Origin of the sequence: Streptomyces sp. NPDC087270, assembly GCF_044744625.1 — a bacterium.
Classification (GTDB): Bacteria; Actinomycetota; Actinomycetes; order Streptomycetales; family Streptomycetaceae; genus Actinacidiphila.
In genome coordinates, this window is record NZ_JBIUYR010000005.1 from 470,208 (window position 1) to 496,573 (window position 26,366).

The window sequence follows — 26,366 nt, forward strand, 5'->3', positions numbered from 1 at the left end:
TCCCTGAGCTGCGCCGCCGGCGCCAGGGGATGCCGTCCCCACCTTCGGAAGCAACTGTCACGGGCCCGCGCCGCGCCACACAGTGGACGCCATGAACGCCTCACTCAACGACACACCCACCGGCTCCGGCGCCGCGCCGGTCGCTGGAAAGACGGTCCTGATCACCGGTGGCACGAGCGGGATCGGCGCCGCGACCGCTCGGCTCCTGCTCGCGCGCGGCCACCGGGTCGCCGTCACCGGGCGCGACCCTGGTCGGCTCAAGACCTTCCTCGACGAGGTCGGCCACGCGGACCGCGTCCTGGGCCTGGTGGCAGATGCCTCCGACTGGGACGCCACGAACACGGTGGTCACCAGCACGGTGGAGCACTTCGGGTCGCTCGACGCGGCGATCGCGAACGCGGGCGGCGCGTCCGCGGATCACTTCCGGACAGGCAGTGCCGGCGTCGTCGACGACGGCGATCCGGAGCTGTGGGCTCCGATGGTGCTCGCCAACGTGCTCGGCCCGGCTCTGCTGGCCAGGGCGGCCCTGCCCCACCTCGAACGGTCCCGCGGCCGGCTGGTGCTCCTCGGCAGCGTGGCCGGGATCAAGAACAGCCCGGGGAACCTCTACTCCGCCACGAAGTGGGCAGTGGTCGGCTTCGCCGAGAACCTCCGCCTGCACGCCACGACCCGCGGCATCGGAGTCACGGTCGTGAACCCAGGCATGATCGACACCGCGTTCTGGCACGGCCAGGCTCCCCCCATCGCGATGAGCCCGGATTCCGTGGCCGAGGCGATCGGCTTCGCGCTCGACCAGCCGGCCGGCGTCGACCTCAACACGGTGACGATCCGTCCGATCGGCCAGCCTGCCTGACACCGGGCGCGCAGCGTGCCCGCGGGTGCACCACCCTCGTGTCAGCGATCTTCGACGGACCGCTGACGCACCCGAGGCGCTGCCGGGCCATCGCCCTGCTCGCCCGCCCCCTCTGCCGCGCCCTCTCCACGGGGGCCCGGCAGAGGGGGGCGCGCCGGTGGCCGGAAAAAGATCGAGGCCACCCGATGCCATCGATCAAGCATGTCCTTTCCTCCCGAAAGCCCTCCATGCGAAGGGAGCGAAGAGCGGACGACCTGTGCGGCCCCGGACGAGGTTGCCGGGGCCCTCGTGGCCCACACGCCACGCACGGTCGCGGGCGATGCCCCACACCCGTACGAGCCCGCGCCGTTCCCCCCGCCCACCCCTGTGGGGCTTCCCGCGCCGTTCACCCCGCACAGCGCCGCGCGCGGCCCCCACCGGACCCGCGGCGCGGCAACACCGGCCGCACGCGCGCCCCCTCGCCCGGCCCACCCCGGCCCGGCCCGGGAGAGGCTGCCACCACCCCGCGGCCCCTCCCCCCGGCTCACCCCGCCGCACCCCCCGCCCGCACCGCCGCCGCCGTCGCCATCGCCCCCAGCAACTCCGCACGCTGCCCCAGCAACCCGCTCCGCACGCTGACCGCCTGCGCGCTGGCGGGCTGCGCGTAGCGGTCGACGGACTCGCGGACGCCCGCCACCAACGGGGCCCCCGCCGTGCCCAGTTCACCGCCGAGCACGATCGCCGCCGGGTTGAGGCAGTTGACCAGGTCGGCCAGCACCCGCCCGATGGTGCGCCCGGCGTCCGTGACCACGCGGGCCGCCGCCGAGTTGGGTGCCAGCTCGGCCAGCGGCGGGAGCACCGTCGAGACGTCCCCCGCGCCGGTCTTGAGCACGTGCGTGAGCTGGCGCCGCACCTCGGTGATGGACACCACCGTCTCCAGGCAGCCGCGGCTGCCGCACCGGCACCAACTCGTTGCGCCCGGCAACTGGGTGTGGCCGATCTCGCCCGCGATGCCCGTCGATCCCCGGTAGGTGCGGCCGGCCAGCACGATGCCGGCGCCGATGCCGTGCGACGCCTTGATGTAGAGGAAGTCGTCGAGCCCCCGCCCCGCGCCGAAGGCCCGCTCCCCCCGCGCGCCCATGTCCGCGTCGTTGCCCACGCTGACCGGATGCCCGAGCCTGCGGCCGAGCTCGTCGGCGGGATCGAGGCCGACCCAGTCCGAGAGGATCGTGGGCGCCCGGACCACCTGGGTCCGCACGTCGAGCGGCCCGGGGATGCCCGCGGCGATGCCCAGCACCCGGTCCAGCCGCTGGCCGGCCGCTTCCAGGGCCTGGTGGACCAGGCCGGCCGCGGAGTCGAGCGCGTCGTTGGGCCGCCCGTCCACGTCGAGTTCGTCGGTGCGCTCCGCCAGGATCTCCCCGGCCGCGGTGGCCACCGCGGCCGTGATGTGCGCGTGCCCGAAGTCGATGCCGACCACCACCCCCGCGGCCGGCCGCAGACTCACCAGCCCGGCCCGCCGGCCGCGGCCGGCGGCGGCCGGCGACCCGGCGCCCTCGGTGGCCAGCCCCTCCGCGAGCAGCGCGGCCACGCCCGCGCCGACCGCGCTGCGGGACAGCCCGGTCAGCCGGCTGAGTTCCGCGCGGCTGACCGTGTCGCGCTCGGCGAGGGCCCCGAGGAGCAGTTCGCGCGTCCGCATCCGGCGCGCCGAGACCGGCCCGGTCGCATCTGTCATGCCGTCACCCCAGCTCAAATTTCTGCCGTTGAACGGCTGAATTGAGGCCCGACTCTACCTCTTGAAAGTCGAGTTGGGTGAGCCTAGGGTCCATCCGCACGCCACTTCCCGGGCCGGTCCCCGTATCGCCTCGGGCCAACAGAGGAGCCGTGTTGATCGTGAAACGATTCAGAACGTCCCGCAGACGGCGGGCCGCGGCCGTGGCAACCGCCGCCGCCGCCCTGGTCGCCGGGCTCGCACTCTCCCCCACCGGGGTCTCCCCCGCCGCCGCGGCCGGCACCGACGGCCCCAACCCGGCCTGCCCGTGGGTGGGTTCGACCGCGCCGGTGAACACGCGTACGGCGCAGGTGCTGTCGAAGATGACCCTCGACGACAAGATCGCGATGGTGCACGGCTCCGCCGCGGGCCCGTACACCGGACTGGTCCCCGGCAACAGCCGGCTGTGCATCCCCGCGCTGAAGATGCAGGACGGCCCGACCGGCGTCCGGATGAGCGACACCACGCAGTTGCCGGCCGCGGCGAACGTGGCCGCGTCGTTCGACCCGTCGGTGGCGAGGTCCTACGGCTCGGTGATCGGCGCCGAGGACAAGGCCAAGGGCGTCGACGTCGACCTCGGTCCGACGATCAACATCGTCCGCGACCCGCGCTGGGGCCGGGCGTTCGAGTCGTACAGCGAGGACCCGTACCTGACCGGGCAGATGGGCGCCGCGGACATCGAGGGCATCCAGGGGCAGGACGTGATGGCCCAGGTCAAGCACTGGGCGGTGTACAACCAGGAGACCAACAGGAACACGCCGTCTGACAACGTTATCATCGACGACCGCACCGTCCGGGAGATCTACACCAGCGCGTTCGGCGCGGTGGTGGCGCAGTCCGACCCGGCGTCGGCGATGTGCTCGTACTCCACGGTCAACGGCACCGACGCGTGCGCGAGCGCCTACCTGGACTCGATCCTCAAGGACGACTTCGGCCTCAAGGGGTTCATCACCTCCGACTGGGGCGGCACGCACAGCACGGTCGCCACGGCCAACGCCGGTATGGACATGCAGATGCCGGACGCCTCGTACTTCGGCGCCGCGCTCAAGACCGCCGTGCAGAACGGCCAGGTGGCGCAGAGCCGGCTGGACGACATGGTCACCCGCATCCTGCGCGAGCAGTTCCGCTTCGGGTTCTTCGAGCACCCGTCCAAGGACACCCCGGACGCCGACGCGTCCACGGCTGCACACGTCGACACCGCGAGGAAGGCCGCCGAGGCCGGCACCGTCCTGCTGAAGAACTCCGGCGGCGTGCTGCCGCTGAACTCCCGCAAGGTGAAGTCGATCGCGGTGCTCGGCGACGGCGCCGGCGTGGACACCATGACCGCGGGCGGCGGCAGCGCGTCCGTCGGCGGCACCGGCACCGTCACCCCGTACGACGGGATCAAGGCGCGGGCCGGCGCCGGGACCACCGTGTCCTACGCCCAGGGCGGCAGCGGCCCCGGCGGTGAGCTGCCGGCCATCGACAGCTCGTACCTGACGCCGGCGTCCGGCAGCGGCCACGGGCTGCAGGGCGACTACTACACCAACACCACGCTGGCCGGGGACCCGGCGGCGACCACGACCGACCCGCAGGTCGACTTCAAGTGGAACGGCCAGGCGCCCGCCGCGGGCGTGTCCGGTGGTTCGTTCTCCGCCAAGTGGACCGGCACGATCACCCCGCCGGCCACCGGCACGTACACGTTCGGGATCACCAGTGACGACGGCAGCCGGCTGTTCATCGACGGCAAGCAGCTCATCGACAACTGGCGGGACCAGGGCAGCACCACGCAGACCGCGCAGGTGGACCTGACCGCGGGCAAGCCGGTGCAGGTCGAGATGGACTACTACCAGTCCGGCGGCGACGCCGTCGCCGAGCTGGGCTGGACGCCGCCGGGTGCGGGCAGCCCGCTGGACCAGGCGGTCGCGCTGGCGGCCAAGTCCGACGTGGCGGTCGTCTACGCCAACGACTTCGAGAGCGAGGGCAGCGACCTGCAGAACATCGACCTGCCCGCCGACCAGAACAAGCTGATCTCCGCGGTCGCGGCGGTCAACCCGAACACCGTGGTCGTGCTGAACACCGGCTCGGCCGTGACCATGCCCTGGCTGGACCAGGTCAAGGGCGTGCTGGAGGCGTGGTACCCGGGCCAGCAGGCGGGCAACGCGATCGCGTCGCTGCTCTTCGGCGACGTGAACCCGTCGGGCAAGCTGCCGGTCACCTTCCCCACGTCGCTGGACCAGGTGCCGGCCTCGACCGCGGCGCAGTTCCCGGGCGTGAACGGCACGGTGGAGTACTCCGAGGGCCTGAACGTCGGCTACCGGTGGTACGACACGAACAAGCTGACGCCGCTCTTCCCGTTCGGCTACGGCCTGTCCTACACGTCGTTCGGCTTCTCGAACCTTCGGGTGGGGCACACGCTCAGCGAGAAGGGCACCGTGCCGGCGAGCGTGGAGGTGACCAACACCGGCAGCCGCGAGGGCGCCGAGGTCGCGCAGCTCTACCTGACCGACCCGTCCTCGACCGGTGAACCGGCCCGCCAGCTCAAGGGGTTCCAGAAGGTCGACCTCAAGCCGCACCAGAGCAAGCGGGTGACCTTCGAGATCAGCGCGCAGGACGCGTCGTACTGGAGCACCGACGCGCAGGCGTGGGAGCTGGCCACCGGCAGGTACACCGTGCAGGTCGGCGACTCCTCGCGGGCCCTGCCGCTGTCGGGCGCCTTCCAGGTGACCAGGAACTCGGGGCCGCGCTTCACCAAGGTCTCGGCGCCGGCCACCGCTGACGGCGGCGGCACCCTGTCGGTGAAGACCACGTTCACCAACGCCTCGACGCAGAGCGTGAGCCAGGCCGCCACCCAGCTCACCGTGCCGGCCGGCTGGACGAAGAAGGCGGTCACCGCCGCCACCTTCCGCAAGGTGCCCGCGGGCGCCTCGGCCACCACCACCTGGCAGGTGACGGTGCCGGCCGGGACCGGGGGCGGTGCGGCCACCCTCGCCGCCACCACCGCCTACAGCGGCTCCCGCGGCCTGCCGCCGGGCACCGGCAAGGCGACCGTGCAGATCGCCTACGCCGACCTCGCCGCGGCCCGCGACACGGTGGGCGTCACCGACGACGCCGACCAGACCCCCGGCAACCTCGACGGAAAGGGCTACAGCTTCTCCGCGCAGGCGCTGGCGTCGGTCGGCGTCACGCCCGGCGGCCAGGTGACCGCCGGCGGCGCGACGTTCACCTGGCCCGACGTGCCGGCCGGCCAGGCCGACGCGGTCACCACCGGCGGCCAGCTCGTCAGCCAGTCCGGCTCCGGCTCGGCGCTGTCGCTCCTGACCGTCGGCACCAACGGCACCCAGACCGGCAAGGTGACCGTCACCTACACCGACGGCACCACCTCCACGTCGACCCTGAACGTCTCCGACTGGTACAGCAACGCTGCGGGCAGCGGCTGCACGCTGGTCGTCACCACCCCGCACTGGAACCGGCCGGCCGGCAGCACCAACCCCGCCGACCAGAAGGTCAGCCTGTACGCGGCGTCCGTGCCGCTCAGCAGCGGGAAGCAGGTGCGGTACGTGACCCTGCCGAGCAACCCCGAGTTGCACGTCTTCGCCACCGCCATCAGCTGACCTCCGGTCGGCAGCGGCGCCGTGGGCGGGCGGTCGACCGGCCGCCCACGGCGCCCGCGCGGGCGAGAACCCGCCACCGCGAACTCGGTCCTGAGGCTTGACGCGCATGTGGGAGTCCGGTGACATGTGCGGGAATTGCTTGGAAAAAGTTCGTTGTTGTTCAACTGTCGACCGCCGAGCCCGTGCTGACGATCGGTCCGTGACCGGTCGTTCAGGGGCGTGCGGTGGTCCAAGGCAAAGGACATGCATGCGACCACGGCACGAAAGACTCCGGCGAACGGTGACCGGCGTGGCCCTTTCGGCACTGCTGGGCAGCGGACTGGTCGTGGCGGCAGCCGCACCGTCCACCGCCGCACCGTCCACCGCGGCCCGGCACTCCGCCACACAGAACCCCACCACCGCACAGAACTCCAACGGCAGCTGGACGGTGGACGACCCCGGCCGCTCGACGCTCACCGCGCAACTCGACCTGGACTCCGCGGGCGAGCTGCACCTCGCGGTCGACCGCGGCAGCGCGCCGGTGCTGCTGCCGGGCCGGCTCGGCATCCGCACCGACCAGCACGACCTGACGACGGGTCTGCGGCTGGTCAAGCGGCAGGACCGCACGGTCCACGAGTCCTACCGGATGACCACCGGCAAGCAGCTGCGGACCTCGGCCACGATGCGGGAGGCGACCTTCACCTTCCGCGGCGCCGACGGTGCCCGACTGGGCGTCGCGGTACGGGTGTCCGACGACGGCGTCGCCTACCGGTACCTGCTGGACGGCAAGGGCCCGGTGACCGTGACCGGGGAGTCCTCGACGTTCGAGCTGCCGACGGACGCCGACGCCTGGGTCCAGCCGTACTCGCCCAGCTACGAGACCGAGCGGACCCAGACCACCGCCGGCGCGGCCAACGCGGCGCAGCCCACGTCCTGCACCGGCGACACCTGCGCGTTCGGCTACCCGACGCTCTTCGAGGTCGGGAGCACCTACGTGCTGCTGACGGAGGCGGACGTCGACGGCCGGTACTCCGGCAGCCACCTCGACCACGTGGCCGGCAGCGGGGCGTACTCCGTCGCGCTGGCGGACGACGCGCCCGTCACCTCGAACGGACCGCTGGCGACGCCGTGGCGCACCGCGATCGTGGGCAGCCTGGACACGCTGGTCGGCTCCACCCTCGTGAACGACCTCGCGCCGCCGGCGAAGTTCCAGGACACCTCCTGGATACGGCCGGGCGTGGACGACTGGTCCTGGCTGAGCGACGGGTCGAGCCCCGGTGACTTCGACCGGCAGAAGGACTTCGTGGACTACGCGGCCGCGCACGGCCTGCCGTACACGCTGGTGGACGCCGGCTGGCAGGCGAGCTGGGTCCCCGAACTGGTCCGCTACGCGCGGGCCAAGGGCGTCGACGTGATCCTGTGGTTCGCCTGGACCGACCTGAAAACCCAGCAGCAGCGCGACACCTGGTTCGCGAAGCTCAAGGAGTGGGGCGTCGCGGGCGTCAAGGTCGACTACATGGACTCCGACGCGCAGTCCACCTTCCAGTGGTACGACGCGATCCTGCACGACACCGCCAAGGACAAGTTGATGATCGACTTCCACGGCGCGACGATCCCCCGCGGCCTGCAACGCACCTGGCCGCAGGTGATGAGCGTCGAGGCGGTCCGCGGTGAGGAGAACGGGCAGAACCCGACCCGCGACATCTTCCTCGCCTTCACCCGCAACATCGTCGGCTCGATGGACTACACCCCGACGTGGTTCTCCCGCCCGAACCGGCAGGACTCCCTGGCGCACGAACTGGCGCTGCCGGTGGTCTACGAGTCCGGCTGGACGTCGCTGGGCGACAACCCCGAGGGCTTCGCCGCCCAACCGGTGGCCGAGAGCTACCTGGAGCAACTCCCCACCACCTGGGACGAGACGCACCTGGTCTCCGGCGGGCCCGGTCCGCAGCCGGCCGGCGACCGGCAGGCCGTCATCGCCCGCCGCAGCGGCGACCGCTGGTTCGTCGGCGGCATCCTGGCCGGCGCGAGCGACACCATGACGGCGCCGCTCGGCTTCCTCGGCAAGGGCACCTGGCTGGTCGAGACGATCGGCGACAGCGACGGCCAGTTGCAGCGCACCGTGCGGACGGCCACCGCCAAGGACACCCTGTCGGTGCCCGGCGCGGCCAACGGCGGCTTCGTCGCCCTGGCCTGCCCCGCCACCAAGGGCCGCACCGACTGCGAGAACCCGGTGGTCACCGCGCCCGCCACGTCCCTGACCCTCGACCCGTCGACCGCCACCGCGGGCCCCGGCGCGAAGGTCGGGATCGACGCGGCGTTCGAGCTTCCGCAGGGCACGGCCCTGCGCCAGGTGCGCCTGACGGTGGACCGCGACCGGCTCCCCGTGGGCTGGAGCGCCACCGGCCGGGACGTCACCGCCGGCTCGCTGCGGGCCGGCCGGGCGCTCGACGGCCACTGGACGGTGACGGTCGGCAAGGACCAGCCGGGCGGCGAGGTCGACGTGCCCGTGGTGGCCACGTACGCCGACCCGGCCGGCGGGAAGGCCCCGCCGGTCCACGTCGAGCAGGTCGTGCGGGTCTCCGTCCCGCTGCACGGCACCGTCTACGCCAGCGATCAGCCGTTCCTCACCGAGACCAACGGCTACGGGCCGGTCGAGCGCGACCAGTCCAACGGCGAGGCCGGCGGGCAGGACGGCCACCCCTTGACGATCGACGGCACCGTGTATCCGAAGGGCCTGGGCATGAACGCGCCGGCCCAGGTGCAGATCGACCTCCAGGGCCGCTGCACCCGCTTCGAGGCCCACGTCGGCGTCGACGACGAGACCGGCGGCCAGGGCAGCGTCACGTTCACCGTGCTCGGCGACGACGGCAGGCAACTCGCGTCCACTGACGTGGTGCGCGGCGGCCAGAGCGCGGTCGACCTGAGCGTCGACACCACCGGCGTGCACACCCTGAGCCTGGCCGTCGGCGACGGAGGCGACGGCAAGAACTACGACCACGCGGACTGGGGGCTGGCCCGGCTCACCTGCGTGAACTGACCACCGCGGCAGCACCGAGCGGACACCCGCCCGCCGCCCCCGTCACCCGTACGAGGTGCCGGGGGCGGCGGGCGGACCGGTTTCCCGCGGCGAACTCTCCGTGGCTGACAGGGTATTGACAGATCGTCGAGCGGTGCACAAGGTAGTTGACAACGATGTCAGAACCCCATCCCCGGTCGGAGGGTCGCGTGGACGCGTCAGCTCAACCCGGTATCGGTCGCCGGCGGTTCCTCACCATCGCGGTGGTCGGGGCCGGTGCGGTCGCCGTTCCGGTCGGAGTCGCCGATGCCCGGCCGGCCGGCGCGGAACCGGCCGGCGCTCAGCCGGCGCGCAGCGGATCGCCGGCCGCCGGCCGGCCGGTCGCGACCGTGACCGACCTCGCCGTCGAGTCGGTGACCTCGGCGGGGATCACCCTGAGCTGGACCGCGCCGGCCGGCGCGGTGCGGTACGAACTCCGGTCGGCCGACCGCCCGATCGACGCCTCGACATGGCCGACCGCGCGACGCCTCGGCGGCCCCCGCCCGATCGGCTCCGCCGGCGCCGGCCACCAGCTGGACGTCTCCGGGCTGGACCCGGACACCCGGCACTGGTTCGCGCTGGCGACCCACGACGGCCGGCACTGGTCGGCGCCGTCCAACGCGCCGGCCACCCCGCCGAGCCGCCTCGACCAGGTCGAGGTGTGGCTCTTCGAGCAGAACGCGTCCGACGCCCGCAACCGCCGGCTCACCCGGGTCATCGCCCCGGACTTCGTGCACCGGTCCGCGTACGAGTGGGTGGGCACCGAGTACGAGGACCGCGGCTTCCCCGCGGTACGGCAGAGCCTGGTCCGGCTCGCACAGGACGGCGCGCTGCTCGGCGCCGGCGTGTCGGCGAGCTACTGGGAACCGGACCTGGAGACGCTCGCGCCGGGGGTGGACCCCGCCGAGGCGTCCGGCGACCCGCTCGGGAACGGCCCGGTGTACCACCTGGTCAGTGACACCCCGAGCGCCGTCAGGCAACTGGTCTTCAAGGCCGAGCGGCAGATCGCGGCCGGGTTCGACGGCGTCGAGTTCGACGAGTGGTACCCCACCGACACCTCCGTGATCGCCCCGGCGATGCGCGCGATCAGGCAGCAGGCGCGGCAGACGCACGGCCGTACGGTCTACCTGTCGGCCAACTCGACCTACGGCGGCGCGGACTTCCCCGCGCTCGACGGCGACACCAACACCGGCGCCGAGGCGGTCGACTACTACCTGCGCAACTACCCGTTCCGGCTCCAGGGGCTCGACGTGCCCGCTGCCGAGAGCACGGCCCCGTTCGACGGCACCGCGAACCTCATCCCGCAACTGCGGTCCGCGATCGCCAAGGTCGCGCCCAAGCCGTTCGTGTTCTTCATCGACTACGCGACGCCGACCATCTTCTGGGGGCCGCACGACTTCGGCTCCTGGCCGGCGTTCGTGCGGATCGCCTCCGCCCAGATCCTCGCCGCGGGCGGCTTCCCGGCGGCCGGCCGCAGCATGTACAACGTGCTCGACGGGCTGGTGCGCGGGGTGTTCACGCTGGAGTCCAATCTGGCCGCGTTCCAGCGGGACACCCACGAACTGCGGCGCGAGCTGCGGGCGATCACCCCGGCCACGCTGGACGTCAGCGCGCCGAAGGTGCACCTGTCCGCGTTCGACCAGCCGGGCCGGCGGATCGTGCACGTGGTGAACGGCGACTTCGACAACGACACCGGCAGCATGCGCACCCAGACCGACCTGACCGTGACGGTGTCCACCGACCGCCGCCCGGCCGGCGTCACGCTGGTGACCCCGGACACCGTCGGTCCGGCCCGGCGGCAGGCGCCGTCCTGGCGGTACGCCTCCGGCCGGGTCACCGTACGGGTGCCGCGGCTGGAGTACCACGACGTGCTGGTGATCGGCCTCGACCGGCCCTACCGGCCGCACCTGACGCCGAGCCGGGTGGTGTTCCCGTTCCCCGGCCCGTCCGCCGTCCCGGCCGGCAACAGCGTGCACCTGGTGGCCGTACCGACGCAGGGCACCGGCCAGCAGGTCCGCTGGTCGGTCGACGGCCGGCCCGGCGGCGACAGCCGCGTCGGCACGGTGACGGCCGACGGCACCTACACCGCCCCGGCCCGGGTCCCGGCCGGCGGATCGGTGACGATCACCGCCGCGAGCGCCGCCGAACCCGACGTCACCGCCGCCGTCGAGGTGGCGATCAGCGATCCGGTCCGCCTGCCGTGGACAGCGCCGATCCGGGCCGGAGCGACCACCGACCTGGGCCATCGGCTGCCCACCGGGTGGCGCATCGTCGAGGGCCGCGGGGACTGGGACGTCACCGACGGCGCCCACGGGCCGGTGATCGCCAACACCAACCTGTCCGAGGGCGAGTCCCAGGGCGACACCATCGGCGAGCCGGCCCTGCTCGTCGCGGGCGATCAGACCTGGACCGACTACCGGTTCACGGTCGCCGTCAGCCCGACGGTGGCACCGGTGGTGTGGTACTCCGACCCCTCCTACCGTCAGGACACCTTCGTCGGGGTGGTCGCGCGCTTCCAGGACGACGCGAACTACTACGAGTACCGGCTGTGCGCCGACGGCAACGCCCGGCTGTTCACCAAGCACGACGGCACCCTGACGCAGGTCGGCGCCGCGGCGCCGGCGCCCTTCCCGCAGGTCGGCGCCGCCGCCACGTTCCTCGTCCACGCGGCCGCGGACGTCCTCGAGTTGTGGCTGGACGGCACGCTGGTCCGCCGGGACAGCGGCATCGCGCTGCGCCGCGGCGGCATCGGCCTGGTGTCGAGCCTGACGCAGAACACCTTCGGCTCGATCCGGGTGGACCCGGCCTGATCCGGCGGCGCTCAGCCGCCCGGTCCGGTCACCGCGGGCGGGTGTGCCGCCGGTTGGAGCCGCGGCAGCGGCGACGGGCTCCGCTGCCGCGCGTCGCGGGCGACTCGGATGCCGACCGGCATCGGCGGGATCGGTCCCGCCGGTGCGACCTCGACCACGACGCTCGGCCGCCCCTCTCCTCTTGAACGGCACCGCGTCGTCGAACCGTTCGGGCGGCAGCGCGTCACGCCCGCCGGCACGATGCGGTCGGCCACCCCGCCGATCAGCCGGCCTCGGGGGCGACCGGCCGGCCGGCACTCCCACGACGGGGTGGCCGGCGGCGCACCGATCGGCTCCGTGCCGGTCGGCAGCGTCGAGTGGAGCCTTCGGAGTTCCGCTCGGCGTGGCCGCGGGCGCGGAGTGCCAGGGCCCGCCGAGCCGGGGGTGGCCAGGTCGGCGTGGCACCCGACCAGACCCGTGCGCGTCAAGCTCCGGACGCGGCAGCCGGATTGCGCGGTGGCCGACGATCGGCTCGGGGGCGGCGGCGCTTCGTGCGCCCGCCCGGACGGCAGGCAGCAGCCGCGCTGCCGGTCCTCGGCGGCCCGCGCCGGGGGATATCCCCCGGTCCGATCATGGGACTGGCCCGATCGTGCCCCGTCGGCGCGCGACGTAGCGTCCGGGCATGACCCGGACTTTACGCAAGCACCTCGCCGTGGCGGTCGGCGTCGCCGCGCTGCTCGCCGCCGAGGTGGCCACCGCCTCCGCGCAGACCGCCGGCACCTCCCCCGCCGAGCGGCTCCGGCAGGACACCGAGGCGATCCACGCCCTCGGCATCAGCGGTGTGCAGGCCCGCGTGGTCGCGCCCGACGGCAGGCAGACGGTCGCCACCAGCGGCACCGCCGACCTGGACACCGGCCGCCCGGTGCCCTCCGACGGCTACTTCCGCATGGCCAGCACCTCCAAGACGCTGGTCGCCACCGTGGTCCTCCAGCTGGAGGCCGAGCACAGGATCTCGCTGGACGACACGGTGGACCACTGGCTGCCGGGCGTGGTGCGGGGCAACGGCAACGACGGCAGCCGGATCACCGTCCGCCAACTGCTCCAGCACACCAGCGGCATCCACGACGACCTGCCCGGCTACACCACGCCGGAGGAGTACGTCCAGCAGCGCGACGACGTCTACAGCTCGGCGCAGTTGGTGGCGCGCGCCATGGCCCACCCGCCGGACTTCCCGCCCGGTGGGGGCTGGCAGTACTCCAACACCGGCTACGTCCTGCTCGGCATGATCATCCAGAAGGTCACCGGCCAACCCGCCCATCGGCAGATCGAGGACCGCGTCCTGCGCCCGCTCGGCCTCGACCGGACCCGGTGGACGGGCGTCTCGCCGACGCTGCCCGAGCCGCACGCCCGGGCCTACCAGTTCTTCGGGCCCGGTTCCCGGGTGGACGTCACCCACCAGGTACCGGTGGAGCACGAGATCCTCGCGTTCGTCTCGACCACGCGGGACGAGAACACCTTCTTCCGCGCGCTGCTCTCGGGCCGGCTGCTCCCGGCGCGGCAGTTGGCCGAGATGAAGCGGACCGTCCCGGTCAGCGCGGACCTGCGATCGATGTGGCCCGGCGGACGGTACGGGCTGGGGCTGGTGGAGCGACCCCTGAGCTGCGGGGGAACGTACTGGAGCCATGAGGGCGGGGACGGCGGTTACATCACCCTCAACGGCGTCACCGGCGACGGCCGGCGCAGCGCGGTGGTCTCCATGTCCGAGGCACTCGGCGACTCCCAGGAGCACATCTCCCAGCAGGAGAACGCGGGGAGCGCGCTGATCGACCACGCGTTGTGCGCCGGGGGCCGCGCCACCCCCTGACACGGGACCGGTTCGGGACGGGACGGCACTGCACTGCACTGCACGGCCGAACCGACGATCCGACGATCAGCAAGAACCGTGCTACGCGAAGTGGCGGGTGGACAGGGCCCGTTGGAGTTCGGCGTCGGCGTCGGCCACGCAGCGTTCGAAGGTGGCGCGGGCGCCGGGCTCCATCCACTGGGTGAACGCCTGCTCGTAGACGGTCAGGGCGAGCCGCACCAGGTAGGCGGCCTGCCGCGGGGGGACGCCGCGTTCGGCGAGCAGGTCCCTGAGCACGTCCTCAAGGACCGCCACCTTGAGGACTTCCCGCTCCCGCAGTTCGGGGTTGGCGGCGATGACGCTCTGCCGCCGGTGGGCGAGGGAGCGGTCCGCCGGGAAGAGGGACGCGGAGCCGGCGAGGGCGCCGAGGAGCACCTGCCACGGCGGGTCGCCGGCCGGGGCGTCGCCCACTCCCGCCCGCAGCCGGGCGACCAGCCCGTCGGTGCCGCCGAAGAGGACTTCCCGCTTGTCGCGGAAGTAGCGGAAGAACGACCGCTTCATCAGGCCCGCGCGCTCCGCGATATCCGCGACGGTCGTCCCGTCGTAGCCGCGCTCGGCGAACAGCTCCAGCGCGGCTGTCTCCAGGCGCTGCCGGGCGTCCGGCTCCCATCTCGGCATGCCTTCACCCTACCCGATGACACTTGGTGTTATCGTTGTGATGACATCAAGTGTCATCACGTCATCGAAGTGGAGTGCCCATGCGAGCGGTACAGATCGACGAGTTCGGCGGACCCGAGGTGCTGCGGTTCGTGGAGACCGAGACACCCGTCCCCGGCCCCGGCCAGGTTCTGATCGAGGTGCGCGCGTGCGGCACCAACCCCGCCGACTGGTTCGTCCGCGAGGGCGCCCTGGGCGGGTCCCTGCCGCAGGGGACCGGCTTCGAGGCCGCCGGCGTCGTCACGCGGGCCGGCGAGGGCGTCGCGGGCACCGCCGTCGGCGACCGGGTCTTCGGGAACCTGATGTTCGGCGGCGCCACCGCCGGCGCGGCGCAGTTCGCGGTGCTGGACCACTGGGCCAACATCCCGGACACCATGTCCTTCGAGCAGGCGGCGGCCATCCCGATGCTCGCCGAGACCGCGATCCGCACCCTCGACGAACTCGGCGTGGCCGAGGGGCACACCCTGTTCGTCAACGGGGGCAGCGGCGCCGTCGGGCGGCTCGCCGCGCAGATCGCGGTGGGCCGCGGCGCGGAGGTCATCGTGACATCGGGCGCCGAGAAGGCCGCGGCGATGCGCGAACTCGGCGCGAAGGTCACCGGGTACGGCGACGGCCTCGCGGACCGCGTGCGCGCCCTGGCCCCCGGCGGCGTCGACCGGGTCCTGGACATCGGCCCTGGCGGCCAGCTCCCCGAGCTGATCGCGATCGCGGGCGGCGATCCCTCGCACGTGGTGACGGTCACCGACTTCGGCAACGCCGCGGAGTTCGGCGTCCGGGCCAGCGGCCGCGAGGGCACCGTCTTCCGCCTGGACGCCCCGCAGACGGTCGCCGACGCCGTCGCCGCGGGCACGTTGACCGTGCCGGTCTGGCGCGTCGAGCCGTGGGAGAACATCGCGAAGGTGCACGAGGACATCAAGTCCGGCGCCGCGAAGGGGAAGACGGTGCTGCGCGTGGAGGCGTGAGCCGAGCCGTGCGCGGGTGCGCGTGAGCCGTGCGCGGGTATGCCCGAGCCGCGCGCGGGTGCGCGTGAGCCGTGCGTGGGTAGGCCCGAGCCGCGCGTGAGTGCGTGAACCGCCTTGCCCCGCCCGTCACTCGTGAATCCCCCGAATCCGTCCGCGTGAGCGCTGGCGCCGCCCCTCCCCGCTGGCGAAGAATCGTCGTCGCAGGCAGGTACATTCGTTCGACGGGACCATGAGGAGCCGCACCATGCACGAGGCGCCGTCCGGGCCGCTTCCGTATTACGAGGACATGGGGCCGGGAACGGGAGCGCTCCCGCCGCGGGCGTGGACGGGGGTGTCCGACGCGCGCCGGGTGAACCTGGGCGGGGCATGGCGGTTCCGGCTGTCGGCGACGGCGGACGGGTCGGACGAATCGTTCGCCCGCCCCGGCTTCGACGCCTCGCGCTGGGACGTGCTGCCGGTGCCCTCGCACTGGCCGCTCCAGGGCCACGGCCAGGACCACGACTACGGCCGGCCCGCGTACACCGACGTCCGCTACCCCTTTCCGATCGACCCGCCGCGGGTGCCCACCGAGAACCCCACCGGGGACCACCTGCGCGGCTTCGACCTGCCGGGCGACTGGCCGGGCGGTGCGGCGGTGCTGCGCTTCGACGGGGTGGACTCCTGCGCCCGGGTCTGGCTCAACGGCGAGGAGCTGGGCACCTTCAAGGGCAGCCGGCTGCCGGTGGAGTTCGAGGTCGGCGAGGTGCTGCGGCCGCGCGGGAACGTGCTGGCGGTGCGGGTGCACCAGTGGTCCTCGGGCAGCTACCTGGAGGACCAGGACATGTGGTGGCTGCCGGGCATCTTCCGCGATGTCACGCTGATCGAACGTCCCGAGGGCGCCGTCACGGACTTCTTCGTGCACTGCGACTACGACCACCTGACCGGCAACGGCTCGCTGCGGGTCGACTGCGATCCCCAGGGGACCGTGACCGTACCGGAGTTGGGCCTGGACATCGCGACCGGCGAGACCGCGGTGGTACCGGTGGAGCCGTGGTCGGCGGAGGTACCGCGGCTGTACGACGCGGAGTTGGCCACCGAGGGTGAACGGGTGCCGCTGCGGATCGGCTTCCGCACGGTCCGCGTCGAGGACGGCGTGCTGAAGGTGAACGGGCGGCGCGTGCTGTTCCGCGGGGTGAACCGGCACGAGTTCGACCCGGACCACGGCCGGGCGGTGGACCTGGAGACGATGCGCCGGGACCTGCTGCTGATGAAGCGGCACAACGTCAACGCGGTCCGCACCAGCCACTATCCACCGCACCCGGCGTTCCTCGACCTGTGCGACGAGTTGGGGATGTGGGTGGTCGACGAGTGCGACCTGGAGACGCACGGCTTCTCCGAGGTCGACTGGCGCCGCAACCCGGTGGACGACGAGCGGTGGACCCCGGCCCTGCTGGACCGGGCCGCCCGGATGGTCGAGCGCGACAAGAACCACCCCGCGGTGGTGATGTGGTCGCTGGGCAACGAATGCGGCACCGGGCGCGGGCTGTCCGCGATGGCCGACTGGATCAGGCGGCGCGACCCGGCCCGCCCGATCCACTACGAGGGCGACCAGTCCTGCGCGGACGTCGACGTCTACTCCCGGATGTACGCCAACCACGAGGAGAGCGAGACGATCGGCCGCCGCGCCGAACCCCCGCTCCTGGACGCCGAGTCGGACCGGCGCCGGCGCGCGATGCCGTTCATCCTGTGCGAGTACGCCCACGCGATGGGCAACGGCCCGGGCGGACTCAGCGAGTACCAGCGGATCTTCGAGACGTACGAACGCTGCCAGGGCGGCTTCGTGTGGGAGTGGATCGACCACGGGCTGCGCCGCAGGACCGCGGACGGCGGCGCGTACTTCGCCTACGGCGGGGACTTCGGCGAGGAGTTGCACGACGGCAACTTCGTCTGCGACGGGCTGGTCTTCCCCGACCGCACGCCCTCCCCCGGGCTGGTCGAGTACAAGAAGGTGGTCCAGCCGGTCGGCTTCGCCGCGGATCTGGCGCGCGGCCTGCTGACCGTCACCAACCGCCATGACTTCGCGGACGTTTCGGGACTGGCCTTCCACTGGGCGTACGAGGTGGAGGGCGAACTCGCCGCCGAGGGACGGCTTGAGGTGCCCGCGCTGGCGCCGGGGGCGAGCGCCGAGGTGGCGCTGCCGCGCGCGCCGCGGACCGCGGCGGACGGCGAGGCGTGCTGGACGGTGCGGGCGGTGCTCGCCGAGGACACCGCGTGGGCGCCGTCCGGCCACGAAGTGGCGTGGGCCCAGTTCGAGGTGGCCCGACCGGCCGTGCCGGCCGGCCCGTTGCCCGGCGCACCGCACGCCCCGCGGCGGGTCGAGGGCGGGCTGATCATGCTCGGCCCCGGCATGTTCGACGCGGCCGACGGCACCCTGCGCTACCTGGACGGCGCGGTGGTGGACGGCCCCCGGCTGGACGTGTGGCGGGCGCCGATCGACAACGACCGCGGGGCGGACTGGTATCCGGAAGGACAGCTCGAACGCCGTTGGCGGGAAGCCGGGTTGGACCGGATGCGGCACCGGATCGACGAAGTGGCCCCCGGCCAGGACGCGTTGACCGTCACCACCCGGGTCGGGCCGGCCGCCTCGGACCTGGGGCTGCGCACCGTCTACCGCTGGACGGCGGCCGGCGACCGGCTCGCCCTGGACATCGAGGTCACCCCGGAGGGCCCCTGGACGCTGCCACTGCCCCGGCTCGGCATACGGCTCGGGCTGTGCCCCACGCTCGACACCGTCGAGTGGTACGGCGGTGGGCCCGGCGAGGCGTACCCCGACACCCGCGAGGCGTCCCGGCTGGGCCGGCACCGCTCGACCGTCGACGGCCTCCAGACGCCTTACGTGCGGCCGCAGGAGAACGGCGCCCGCGCCGACGTGCGGTGGGCGGAGCTGCGCCGGGCCGACGGCTCGGGGCTGCGGGTGACCGGTGCGCCACCGTTCTGGTTCACCGCCCGGCCGTGGAGCACCGAGGAGCTGGCGGCGGCCGAGCACACGAACGAGCTGAAGCGCGGCGACCTGATCTGGGTGCACCTGGACCACGGGCTGCACGGGGTGGGCAGCGGCGCCTGCGGGCCCGAGGCGCTGCCGGAGTTCCGGCTGGCCGCCGCCCCGGCCGCGTTCTCCTTCACCTTCGGCACGCTGCGGGCCGGCCACCCGGCCGGCCCGCGGCCCCCCTTCTGACCGGCCGGCCGCCCTCTCCCCGACCGGGCCACCGGCCCCGCCATCAAGCCCGACCCCGACCCCGCCACCTACCCCGACACTCACCCCGACATCGACGATCCGGAGCACCCGTGACCGGCACCACCCCCTTCGTCCGCCCGTACCGCCCCGCCGACCTGGCCGCGCTGTACGACATCTGCCTGCGCACCGCCGACGCGGGTCAGGACGCCTCCGCGTCCTACGCCGAGCCCGACCGCGACCTGGTCGGCGCGATCTTCGCGGCGCCGTACGCCGTGCTCGAACCCGACCTCACCTTCGTGGTGGACGACGGCAGCGGGCAGGCGGTCGGCTACATCGTCGGCACCGGCGACACCGCGCGGTTCGTCGAGCGGTTCCGCGCGGAGTGGCTGCCGTCCGTGGCCGGCCGCTGGCCCGCGCCGGCCGGCGAACCCGGCACGCCCGCCGAGTCGATGGCCGTGCTGCTGCACCTCCCCGAGCGGATGGTGGTGCCCGCGCTCGCCTCCTACCCCGCCCACCTGCACATCGACCTGCTCCCCCGGGCGCAGCGGTCCGGGCACGGCCGCGCCCTGATGACCGCGTACCTGGCCGCGCTCGCGGCGAAGGGGGTCCCGGCGGTGCACCTCGGCATGCTCAGCACCAACACCTCCGCCCGCGCGTTCTACGACAGGCTCGGCTTCCACGAGATCCCGGTCCCGGACGCGGGGCCGCTGACGTACCTCGGCCGCGCCACGTCGTAACGCCTCCGGCACGCCTCCACGCCGCCGGGCGCGGCCACGGCCGATTGTCAGTGCCCGCCCCTACGCTCGGCGGCAGGAGGTGCACCCCATGACCGACGAGTCCCCGTACGAACCCGTGACGGTGTCGCGGGTGGTTCCCGCCCCGCCGGCGGCCGTCTTCCGGGTCCTGGCCAACCCCACCCGGCACACCGACCTCGACGGCTCCGGCATGCTGCGCGGCGCGGTCACCGAGACGCCCGTCTCCCGCGTCGGCGACGTCTTCGTGATGCGCATGTACTACTCGGAGCACGGCCACTACGAGATGAACAACCACGTCGTCGAGTACGAACAGGACCGGCGTATCGCCTGGGAGCCCGAGGCGGGCCGCGGCCACCCCGGACACGGCCTGCCGGGCAGCCGCTGGGGCCATCGCTGGATCTACACCCTGTCCCCCGCCGGCCCCGGGTCCACCCTGGTCACCGAGGCGTACGACTGCTCCCGCGCCCCTGCTGACGAGCGGGACGGGATGCAGGGCGGGCAGGTCTGGGTGAGCGGCATGGAGCGGACGCTGGAGCGGCTCGCCGAGGCAGTGGACGAGCAGGAGATGGCGGACGGGTAGGAGACGGCGGACGGGCAGGAGTTGGCGGACGAGGAGGCCGGAGCGTAGGCCGGGGCAACGCGGACGCGGCCCCCGGGGGCCCGTGCCTGGCCGCGGACGCGGCACCTGAGTCGGCGAGCCGTACGCCGGCAGCCTGCCCGGTCATCGCGCGGAATTCCCGGTGCGTAAATCCGGCCGGTGGGGACAGGATGGGGCGATGGGATGGACGTTCACGCCGTCGGTGGCGGAGTTCACCGCCGCGGCCGGCGGTTTCCTGGACCGGCACCCGCTGGAGACCAACGTGCTGCGGACGGTCTGCGGGACGCTGCGCCGGCGGGGCCCCGACGCGTACGGAGCGCAGCCGCCGGTGTTCGGCTGGTGGCGGACCGGCGACGAGGGGGCGGTGCAGGCCGCGTTCCTGCGCACCCCGCCGTATCCGCCGCTGCTCGCGCCCGGCACCCGGCAGTCCTCCCGCGAGCTGGCCGCCGGGTGGGAGGGCCCGCTGGACGGGGCGCGCGGGGACGCGGACGCGGTCCGGGCGTTCGGTGAGGCGTGGCGGGAGCGGACCGGCGCGGCGCCACGGGTGGTGCGCGAGCAGCGGCTGCACCGGCTCGGCGCCCTGACCCCGCGCAGCCCCGCGCCGCCCGGCCGGGCCCGGGTCGCCGGGGAGCGGGACCTCGGCCTGCTGCTGCGCTGGCACCAGGAGTTCGCCCGGGACATCGGCGAGCCCATGCCGGGTGCGGAGCGGGTCGTGGCCGACGCCCTCCGGTTCGGCGGCCGCGTCCTGTGGGAGGTGGACGGCGAGCCCGTCGCGATGGCGGGCATGACGTCGCCGGAGGACGGCGCGGTCCGGGTGGTCGCCGTCTACACCCCGGCCGCGCTGCGCGGGCGCGGCTACGCGGGAGCCGTCACCGCGGCGGTGTCGCGGGCCGCGCTGGACACCGGGGCGCGTGACGTCGTGCTCTTCACCGACCTGGCCAACCCGGTGAGCAACCACGTCTACCGGCGGCTGGGCTACGTTCCGGTTCGGGACCAACTGGTGGTCGCCTTCGGGTGATCGAGAGCTCATCGCGTTCACCGGAGCGGTTCCGCGACCGCCCCGCATAATGGAAGCGGCGGATACCCCGCCGCCCGACGATCGCCAGGAGGAGCCGTGACCGGCGCCCGCCGACAGCCGTCCCATCTCGTGAAGCTGCGGCCCGCACCCTTCGGCGCGGACCCCGCGGGCGCGCGGCTGGAGCGCATCCTCGCCTCACCCCACTACGCCGACGGGGCCTTCGTGAACCCGGTCGGCGCCCGCACCACCCCCAGCGGCGGCATGCTGAAGGCGCTGCCGGCCAACCTCCGCAAGGACGCGCGGCTGGCCCGCAAGCCGGCCCGGCCGGTCCCGCTGCACCCCACCACGCTCGCCGACCTCGCCAAGCCGCCGGCCTCGGGCCTGCGGCTGACGTGGATGGGCCACTCCTCGGTGCTCGCCGAGATCGGCGGCCGGCGGGTGCTCTTCGACCCGGTGTGGGGCGAGCGGTGCTCGCCGTTCGCGTTCGCCGGGCCCAAGCGGGTGCACCCCACCCCCGTGCCGGTCGAGTCGCTGACCGGTATCGACGCCGTGGTGATCTCCCACGACCACTACGACCACCTCGACATGCCGACGATCATCGCGCTGATCCGCGGCGGCGCGGTCTTCGTGGTGCCGCTGGGCGTCGGCTCGCACCTGGAGCACTGGGGGGTGCCGGCGGACCGGCTGCGCGAGTTGGACTGGCACGAGTCCACCCAGGTGGCCGGGCTGACCCTGACCGCCACCCCGGCGCGGCACTTCTGCGGGCGCGGCCTGCGCGGCCGGCAGCAGACCCTTTGGGCCTCCTGGGTCGTCACCGACGACATCCACCGGATCTACCACAGCGGCGACACCGGCTACTTCCCCGGTTTCGCCGACATCGCCCAGCTGCACGGCCCGTTCGACGCCACCATGATCCAGATCGGCGCGTACAGCGAGTTCTGGCCGGACATCCACATGACTCCCGCCGAGGGCGTCCGCACCCACCTCGACCTGTCCGGCGGCACCTCGCACGGCGTGATGCTGCCCATCCACTGGGGGACCTTCAACCTCGCCCCGCACGCCTGGTCCGACCCCGGCGAGGGCACCCTCGACGCCGCCCACCGCTCCGGCGTGCAGGCCGTCACCCCGCTCGTCGGGCAGCCCTTCGAACCCGTCACCGCCCCGGCCGCCTTCCCCTGGTGGCGCGAGGTCGCCGTCACCCCCGAGACCGGCTGGACCCCGTGGCCGCCCCCCGCCCCGGCCCAGCGGGACCAGGTCGCGGACGCGTAGGCCGTATTTTTTGGAAGTCCCTCCCCCGCCGAAGGCTGCGGGGGAGCACCGGACGCCACGGGCCCCGCCCCTCGGGCGGACGGCGCCACTTCCACCACACGGCCCAGGCGCGGCCCCACCGCCCCGCCCGCCGTGGGCGCCGGCCAGCCCGGGCGCCGGCTACCGCAGGCCGCGGCGGGAGAGGAGCGGCTCGACCCGTGGTGCGCGGCCGCGCACCACGGCGAACGCCGCCATCGGGTCCTTGCTCCCTCCCTTCGCGAGCAACTCGCGGCGGAAGATCTCCCCGTTGGCGCGCCGCATGCCGCCGTGGGTCTCGAACCAGTCGACGGTGTCGGCGTCCAGCACCTCGCTCCAGATGTAGGAGTAGTAGCCGGCGCTGTAGTCGCTGCCGAAGATGTGCGTGAAGTAGGTGGTGCGGTAGCGCGGCGGGATCGCCGGCAGGTCGATCCCGGCCGCCGCCAGGGCGCGCGCCTCGAACTCCAGCGGGTCGCCCGGGTCGCTGCCGGCCGGCAGCGAGTGCCACGCCCAGTCCAGCAGCGCCGCCGCGAGGTACTCGACGGTCGCGAAGCCCTCGCCGAACCGTGCGGCCTCCAGCATCCGCGCCACCATGCCGTCGGGCATCGGCTCGCCGGTCTCGTGGTGGCGCGCGTACCGGGCCAGCACCTCGGGCCAGGTCGACCACATCTCGTTGACCTGCGACGGGTACTCCACGAAGTCGCGCGGCACCGCGGTTCCGGAGAAGTAGGGGTACCGCACGTCGGAGAAGAGCCCGTGCAGGGCGTGCCCGAACTCGTGGAAGAGCGTGTCGACCTGGCTGAACGTCAGCAGCGCGGGCTCGCCGGGCGCGGGCTTGGCGATGTTGTGGTTGTTGACGATCACCGGCTGCCGGCCGAGCAGCCGGGACTGCGGGACCAGCGCGTTCATCCAGGCGCCGCCGCGCTTCGTCGGCCGGGCGAAGAAGTCGATCAGGAACAGCCCGAGCCCGCTGCCGTCGGCGTCGAAGACCTCGAAGGTCCGGACGTCGGGGTGGTAGCCGACCAGGTCGGGCCGCTCGGTGACGGTGATCCCGTAGACCTCGTGGGCGGCGTGGAAGACGCCGTCGCGCAGCACCGACTCCAGTTCGAGGTACGGGCGCAGCGCCGCCTGGTCGATGGAGTGGCGCTCCTTGCGGACCTTCTCCGACCAGTACGCCCAGTCCCACGCCTCGATCGGTCCGCCGGCGGTCTCGGCGAGCGCGTCGGCCTCACGGCGCGCGTTGGCCACGGCGGGCGGCACCAGGCGCTCCAGCAGGGCGGTCACGGCCTCGGTGCTGCCGGCGGTGGTATCGGCGACGGTGTACGCGGCGTGGCTGTCGTAGCCCAGCAGCGCGGCCCGCTCGGCGCGCAGGGTGGCCAGGGTGACCGCGAGCGGGCCGTTGGTGTCCTGCGCGCGGTCCATGGCGGCGGCCAGGAGGCGGCGCCGGACCTCGCGGTCGTCGAGAACGGCGAGTTCGAGCTGGTTGGTGAAGTTCCGCAGGCTCAGCACCCACTTGCCGTCGTGGCCCAGCTCGCGGGCGTTCGCCGCGGCGGCCGCGACCGCGTCCGGCGACAGGCCGGACAGCTGCGCGGGGTCGTCCAGCACCAGGGCGCCGTCCTTGCTGGCGGCCAGCACGTTCTGGCCGAACTCGGTGCTCGCGGCCGCGATCCGCGCGTTCAGCGCGCGCAGCCGCTCCCGGCCCTCCTGCGACAGCTCCGCCCCGGCACGTACGAAGGCGATACGGTACCGCTCCAGCAGCCGCAGCGACTCCGGGTCCAGGCCGAGGGAGTCGCGTGTCTCGTACAGCGCCTTGATCCGCGCGTAGAGCTGCGCGTTCAGGTACACCTCGTCGCGGTGCGCGGACGTCATCGCGCTGACCTCGGACTCGATCTCCCGCAGGCCGTCGGTGACGTGTGCGGACGCCTGGTTGCTGTAGACCGCGCCCACCCGTGCGAGCAGTTCGCCCGAACGCTCCATCGCCTCCAGCGTGTTGGCGAAGGTGGGGGGTTCGGGGTCCGCCGCGATCCGTTCGACCTCGGCGGTGTGCTCCGCGATGGCCCGCTTGAACGCCGGGAGGTAGTGGGCGTCGTCCAACCCGGCGAAGGCGGGCAGGCCGTAGGGCAGCGGGCTCGGGCTCAGCAGCGGGTTCATGGTCACCGTTCGACCCTATACAGCCGCCTGGGCCCCCGCCGTCTCGGTTTCGGTCGCGTTCCGGCCACCAGTCCGGTGGCCTGCCGCGCGCTGGGGTATCCCCTGGCGGGAGTTCCCCGCGCCCCTGAGTATGTGCGGCTGCTTCCGCGGAAGGAGGGCAACCCTCAAGGGGCGCGGGGAACCGCGCGAGGACCCCCCGCCGGCGGGTGGTCCCTCAACCGGCGGACGGGGGCACCCCGGAGGGTCAGGTCACCCCGACTTGCGGCGGAACTCGCGTGCTCCGCCCGCGCGGCCGTGGGCGCCGTGGACCTTGGACTGGTCCGGTCCGGTCCCCGCGGTGCCGCCTCCGCCGCGCCCGCCCTGCTTGCGTGCCAGCGCCTCACGGAACTTGCGCTTCACGTCGTCCTCGGCGAGTGCGGCCGGGTTCTCCCCTTCCGGTTCCGCGGAATCGGCCGGTGCGGCCGCTTCCGCATCCAGCGAACTGCTGTCGGCGGCCGCGTCGGCCGCCTGCTTTGCGTCGGTCATGACCCAAGCCTCGCACGTCGGCCGCCCCCCGCCTACTGAATAGCGGCCTGACGGACCGCGCGTGTACGGTTCCGGTCAGCTCTCGTAGCACCGCCGCGGAAGGATCGCACTCCATGACCTGGCTGTTGTACGGGGCCACCGGGTACACCGGTCGCCTGATCGCCCGCCGTGCCGTCGCGCAGGGCCAGCGCCCCGTGCTGGCCGGTCGCAACGCCGCCAAGCTGGTCCCGTTCGCCGCCGAACTCGGTCTGGAGCACCGGGTGTTCGACCTTTCCGAGCCGACCGCCATCCGCCGCGGGCTGAAGGACGTGACGGCGGTGGCGCACTGCGCGGGGCCGTTCACCCGTACCGCGCTGCCGATGGCGCACGCGTGCGTGGAGACGCGGACGCCCTACCTGGACATCACCGGCGAGATCGACGTGTTCGAGTCGCTGCGCGCGCTCGGCACCCGCGCGGAGGCGGCCGGGATCACCCTGCTGCCGGGCGCCGGCTTCGACGTGGTGCCGACCGACTGCGTGGCGGCGCTGCTCGCGGCCAGGCTGCCGGACGCCACCCAGCTCGACCTGGCGTTCCTGCTCGGCGGCGGCCCCAGCCCCGGCACCGCCCGCACCCTGGTGGAGGGCGCGCCCGACGGCGGCCGTATCCGCAGCGGTGGCGAGATCCGTTCGGTGCCGCTGGGCTCCCGCCAGGTGCGCGCCGCCTTCCCCTCGGGCGCCCGCACGGTGGTGTCGATCCCGTGGGGCGATGTGAGCACCGCCTACCACTCGACCGGCATCCCCGACATCACCACGTACACCGCGATGCCGCAGGCCGTGGTGGCCGCCTCCCGTGCGGTGCGGCTCGGGCCGCTGCGCCGCGCGGTCTCGGGTGCGGTGGGGCTGGTGGTGCGGGGGCCGGGCGAGCGGCGGCTGGCCGGCACCCGCAGCGAGGTGTGGGGGCAGGCCACCGACGCGGCGGGCAACAAGGCGACCGCCACGCTGACCGGCCCGAACCCGTACCGGATCACGAGCGACGCGGTGCTGCGGATCGTGCAGCGGCTGCCCGATCTGGCCGCGGGCTTCCAGACGCCGTCCCGCGCGCTGGGCGCGAACTTCGCCGCGTCGCTGGACGACGTGACCGTCTCGATCGAGACGCCGCACTGACGCGGGTGGACATGGCGCACGCGGACCGGCGGGCGGGCGGGCCCGCGCGCAGATGTGCGGACAGGTGTGGGGCCCCGCCGGATGGCGTCCCGGGCGCGTCCTTCCCCTGACACCGGCCGGGCGCCCCGGCAGGGCCCC

General features: G+C 73.7%; 16 protein-coding genes. 12 read left to right on the forward strand and 4 right to left on the reverse strand.

The features are described from left to right. Positions 1 to 91: 91 nt before the first annotated feature. On the forward strand, positions 92 to 853 hold the full coding sequence (locus ACIPAE_RS13385) for an SDR family oxidoreductase (protein ID WP_402445010.1): 762 nt from the start codon (positions 92 to 94) through the stop codon (positions 851 to 853). A 523-nt stretch (positions 854 to 1,376) separates the two neighbouring features. Here ACIPAE_RS13385 and ACIPAE_RS13390 read toward each other — a convergent pair. Continuing rightward, on the reverse strand, positions 1,377 to 2,564 hold the full coding sequence (locus ACIPAE_RS13390; protein WP_329363191.1) for an ROK family protein: 1,188 nt from the start codon (positions 2,562 to 2,564) through the stop codon (positions 1,377 to 1,379). 158 nt (positions 2,565 to 2,722) lie between these two features. Here ACIPAE_RS13390 and ACIPAE_RS13395 point away from each other — a divergent pair, with 158 nt between their 5' ends. The 4 genes from ACIPAE_RS13395 to ACIPAE_RS13410 all read left to right on the forward strand — a co-directional run bounded on the left by ACIPAE_RS13395 (position 2,723) and on the right by ACIPAE_RS13410 (position 13,883). Further along, a complete protein-coding gene (locus ACIPAE_RS13395; protein WP_366414635.1) occupies positions 2,723 to 6,193 on the forward strand; it encodes a glycoside hydrolase family 3 C-terminal domain-containing protein in 3,471 nt (1,156 codons plus the stop codon). A gap of 280 nt (positions 6,194 to 6,473) precedes the next feature. Then, positions 6,474 to 9,212 carry a glycoside hydrolase family 97 catalytic domain-containing protein gene (locus ACIPAE_RS13400; RefSeq protein WP_402445013.1) on the forward strand — a complete coding sequence of 913 codons (2,739 nt, stop codon included), beginning with the start codon at positions 6,474 to 6,476 and terminating at the stop codon, positions 9,210 to 9,212. A 188-nt stretch (positions 9,213 to 9,400) separates the two neighbouring features. Then, on the forward strand, positions 9,401 to 12,040 hold the full coding sequence (locus tag ACIPAE_RS13405; protein ID WP_402445014.1) for a hypothetical protein: 2,640 nt from the start codon (positions 9,401 to 9,403) through the stop codon (positions 12,038 to 12,040). A 661-nt stretch (positions 12,041 to 12,701) separates the two neighbouring features. Then, positions 12,702 to 13,883 (forward strand): serine hydrolase domain-containing protein, encoded by a 1,182-nt coding sequence (locus ACIPAE_RS13410; protein ID WP_402445016.1) that lies wholly within the window; start codon positions 12,702 to 12,704, stop codon positions 13,881 to 13,883. 81 nt (positions 13,884 to 13,964) lie between these two features. Here ACIPAE_RS13410 and ACIPAE_RS13415 read toward each other — a convergent pair whose 3' ends face one another. Next, the gene (locus tag ACIPAE_RS13415; protein WP_329363200.1) at positions 13,965 to 14,540 is read right to left on the reverse strand and encodes a TetR family transcriptional regulator; all 576 of its coding nucleotides are present in this window, start codon (positions 14,538 to 14,540) and stop codon (positions 13,965 to 13,967) included. Between the two features lie 80 nt (positions 14,541 to 14,620). On the opposite strand from ACIPAE_RS13415, the gene ACIPAE_RS13420 reads away from it, so the two are divergent. The 6 genes from ACIPAE_RS13420 to ACIPAE_RS13445 all read left to right on the forward strand — a co-directional run bounded on the left by ACIPAE_RS13420 (position 14,621) and on the right by ACIPAE_RS13445 (position 22,395). Continuing rightward, positions 14,621 to 15,541, forward strand: a complete 921-nt coding sequence (locus tag ACIPAE_RS13420) for an NADP-dependent oxidoreductase (RefSeq protein ID WP_402445018.1) — start codon at positions 14,621 to 14,623, stop codon at positions 15,539 to 15,541. Positions 15,542 to 15,785: 244 nt separating this feature from the next. Beyond that, a complete protein-coding gene (locus tag ACIPAE_RS13425; protein ID WP_402445020.1) occupies positions 15,786 to 18,755 on the forward strand; it encodes a glycoside hydrolase family 2 TIM barrel-domain containing protein in 2,970 nt (989 codons plus the stop codon). 110 nt (positions 18,756 to 18,865) lie between these two features. Beyond that, positions 18,866 to 19,492, forward strand: a complete 627-nt coding sequence (locus ACIPAE_RS13430) for a GNAT family N-acetyltransferase (RefSeq protein ID WP_329363206.1) — start codon at positions 18,866 to 18,868, stop codon at positions 19,490 to 19,492. Between the two features lie 88 nt (positions 19,493 to 19,580). Next, positions 19,581 to 20,090, forward strand: coding sequence for an SRPBCC family protein (locus ACIPAE_RS13435; protein ID WP_402445022.1), 510 nt, complete (start codon positions 19,581 to 19,583; stop codon positions 20,088 to 20,090). A 196-nt stretch (positions 20,091 to 20,286) separates the two neighbouring features. Continuing rightward, on the forward strand, positions 20,287 to 21,126 hold the full coding sequence (locus ACIPAE_RS13440) for a GNAT family N-acetyltransferase (RefSeq protein WP_402445024.1): 840 nt from the start codon (positions 20,287 to 20,289) through the stop codon (positions 21,124 to 21,126). A 96-nt stretch (positions 21,127 to 21,222) separates the two neighbouring features. After that, positions 21,223 to 22,395 carry an MBL fold metallo-hydrolase gene (locus ACIPAE_RS13445; RefSeq protein WP_329363213.1) on the forward strand — a complete coding sequence of 391 codons (1,173 nt, stop codon included), beginning with the start codon at positions 21,223 to 21,225 and terminating at the stop codon, positions 22,393 to 22,395. A 159-nt stretch (positions 22,396 to 22,554) separates the two neighbouring features. On the opposite strand, the gene ACIPAE_RS13450 is transcribed toward ACIPAE_RS13445, so the two are convergent. Further along, positions 22,555 to 24,561, reverse strand: a complete 2,007-nt coding sequence (locus ACIPAE_RS13450; protein ID WP_329373738.1) for a M3 family metallopeptidase — start codon at positions 24,559 to 24,561, stop codon at positions 22,555 to 22,557. Between the two features lie 249 nt (positions 24,562 to 24,810). Then, complete coding sequence (locus ACIPAE_RS13455; RefSeq protein WP_402445026.1) at positions 24,811 to 25,086, reverse strand: DUF5302 domain-containing protein; 276 nt, start codon at positions 25,084 to 25,086, stop codon at positions 24,811 to 24,813. A 113-nt stretch (positions 25,087 to 25,199) separates the two neighbouring features. On the opposite strand from ACIPAE_RS13455, the gene ACIPAE_RS13460 reads away from it, so the two are divergent. Beyond that, the gene (locus ACIPAE_RS13460) at positions 25,200 to 26,228 is read left to right on the forward strand and encodes a saccharopine dehydrogenase family protein (protein WP_402445028.1); all 1,029 of its coding nucleotides are present in this window, start codon (positions 25,200 to 25,202) and stop codon (positions 26,226 to 26,228) included. The last annotated feature ends 138 nt before the right edge of the window (positions 26,229 to 26,366 follow it).

What these genes read in the sequence shown, in the direction of transcription:
- ACIPAE_RS13415 (WP_329363200.1), bottom strand. Translation starts at nt 14,540, where the DNA reads ATGCCGAGATGGGAGCCGGACGCCCGGCAGCGCCTGGAGACAGCCGCG.
- ACIPAE_RS13440 (WP_402445024.1), top strand. Translation starts at nt 20,287, where the DNA reads ATGGGATGGACGTTCACGCCGTCGGTGGCGGAGTTCACCGCCGCGGCC.
- ACIPAE_RS13410 (WP_402445016.1), top strand. Translation starts at nt 12,702, where the DNA reads ATGACCCGGACTTTACGCAAGCACCTCGCCGTGGCGGTCGGCGTCGCC.
- ACIPAE_RS13455 (WP_402445026.1), bottom strand. Translation starts at nt 25,086, where the DNA reads ATGACCGACGCAAAGCAGGCGGCCGACGCGGCCGCCGACAGCAGTTCG.
- ACIPAE_RS13385 (WP_402445010.1), top strand. Translation starts at nt 92, where the DNA reads ATGAACGCCTCACTCAACGACACACCCACCGGCTCCGGCGCCGCGCCG.
- ACIPAE_RS13420 (WP_402445018.1), top strand. Translation starts at nt 14,621, where the DNA reads ATGCGAGCGGTACAGATCGACGAGTTCGGCGGACCCGAGGTGCTGCGG.
- ACIPAE_RS13425 (WP_402445020.1), top strand. Translation starts at nt 15,786, where the DNA reads ATGCACGAGGCGCCGTCCGGGCCGCTTCCGTATTACGAGGACATGGGG.
- ACIPAE_RS13450 (WP_329373738.1), bottom strand. Translation starts at nt 24,561, where the DNA reads ATGAACCCGCTGCTGAGCCCGAGCCCGCTGCCCTACGGCCTGCCCGCC.
- ACIPAE_RS13435 (WP_402445022.1), top strand. Translation starts at nt 19,581, where the DNA reads ATGACCGACGAGTCCCCGTACGAACCCGTGACGGTGTCGCGGGTGGTT.
- ACIPAE_RS13390 (WP_329363191.1), bottom strand. Translation starts at nt 2,564, where the DNA reads ATGACAGATGCGACCGGGCCGGTCTCGGCGCGCCGGATGCGGACGCGC.
- ACIPAE_RS13460 (WP_402445028.1), top strand. Translation starts at nt 25,200, where the DNA reads ATGACCTGGCTGTTGTACGGGGCCACCGGGTACACCGGTCGCCTGATC.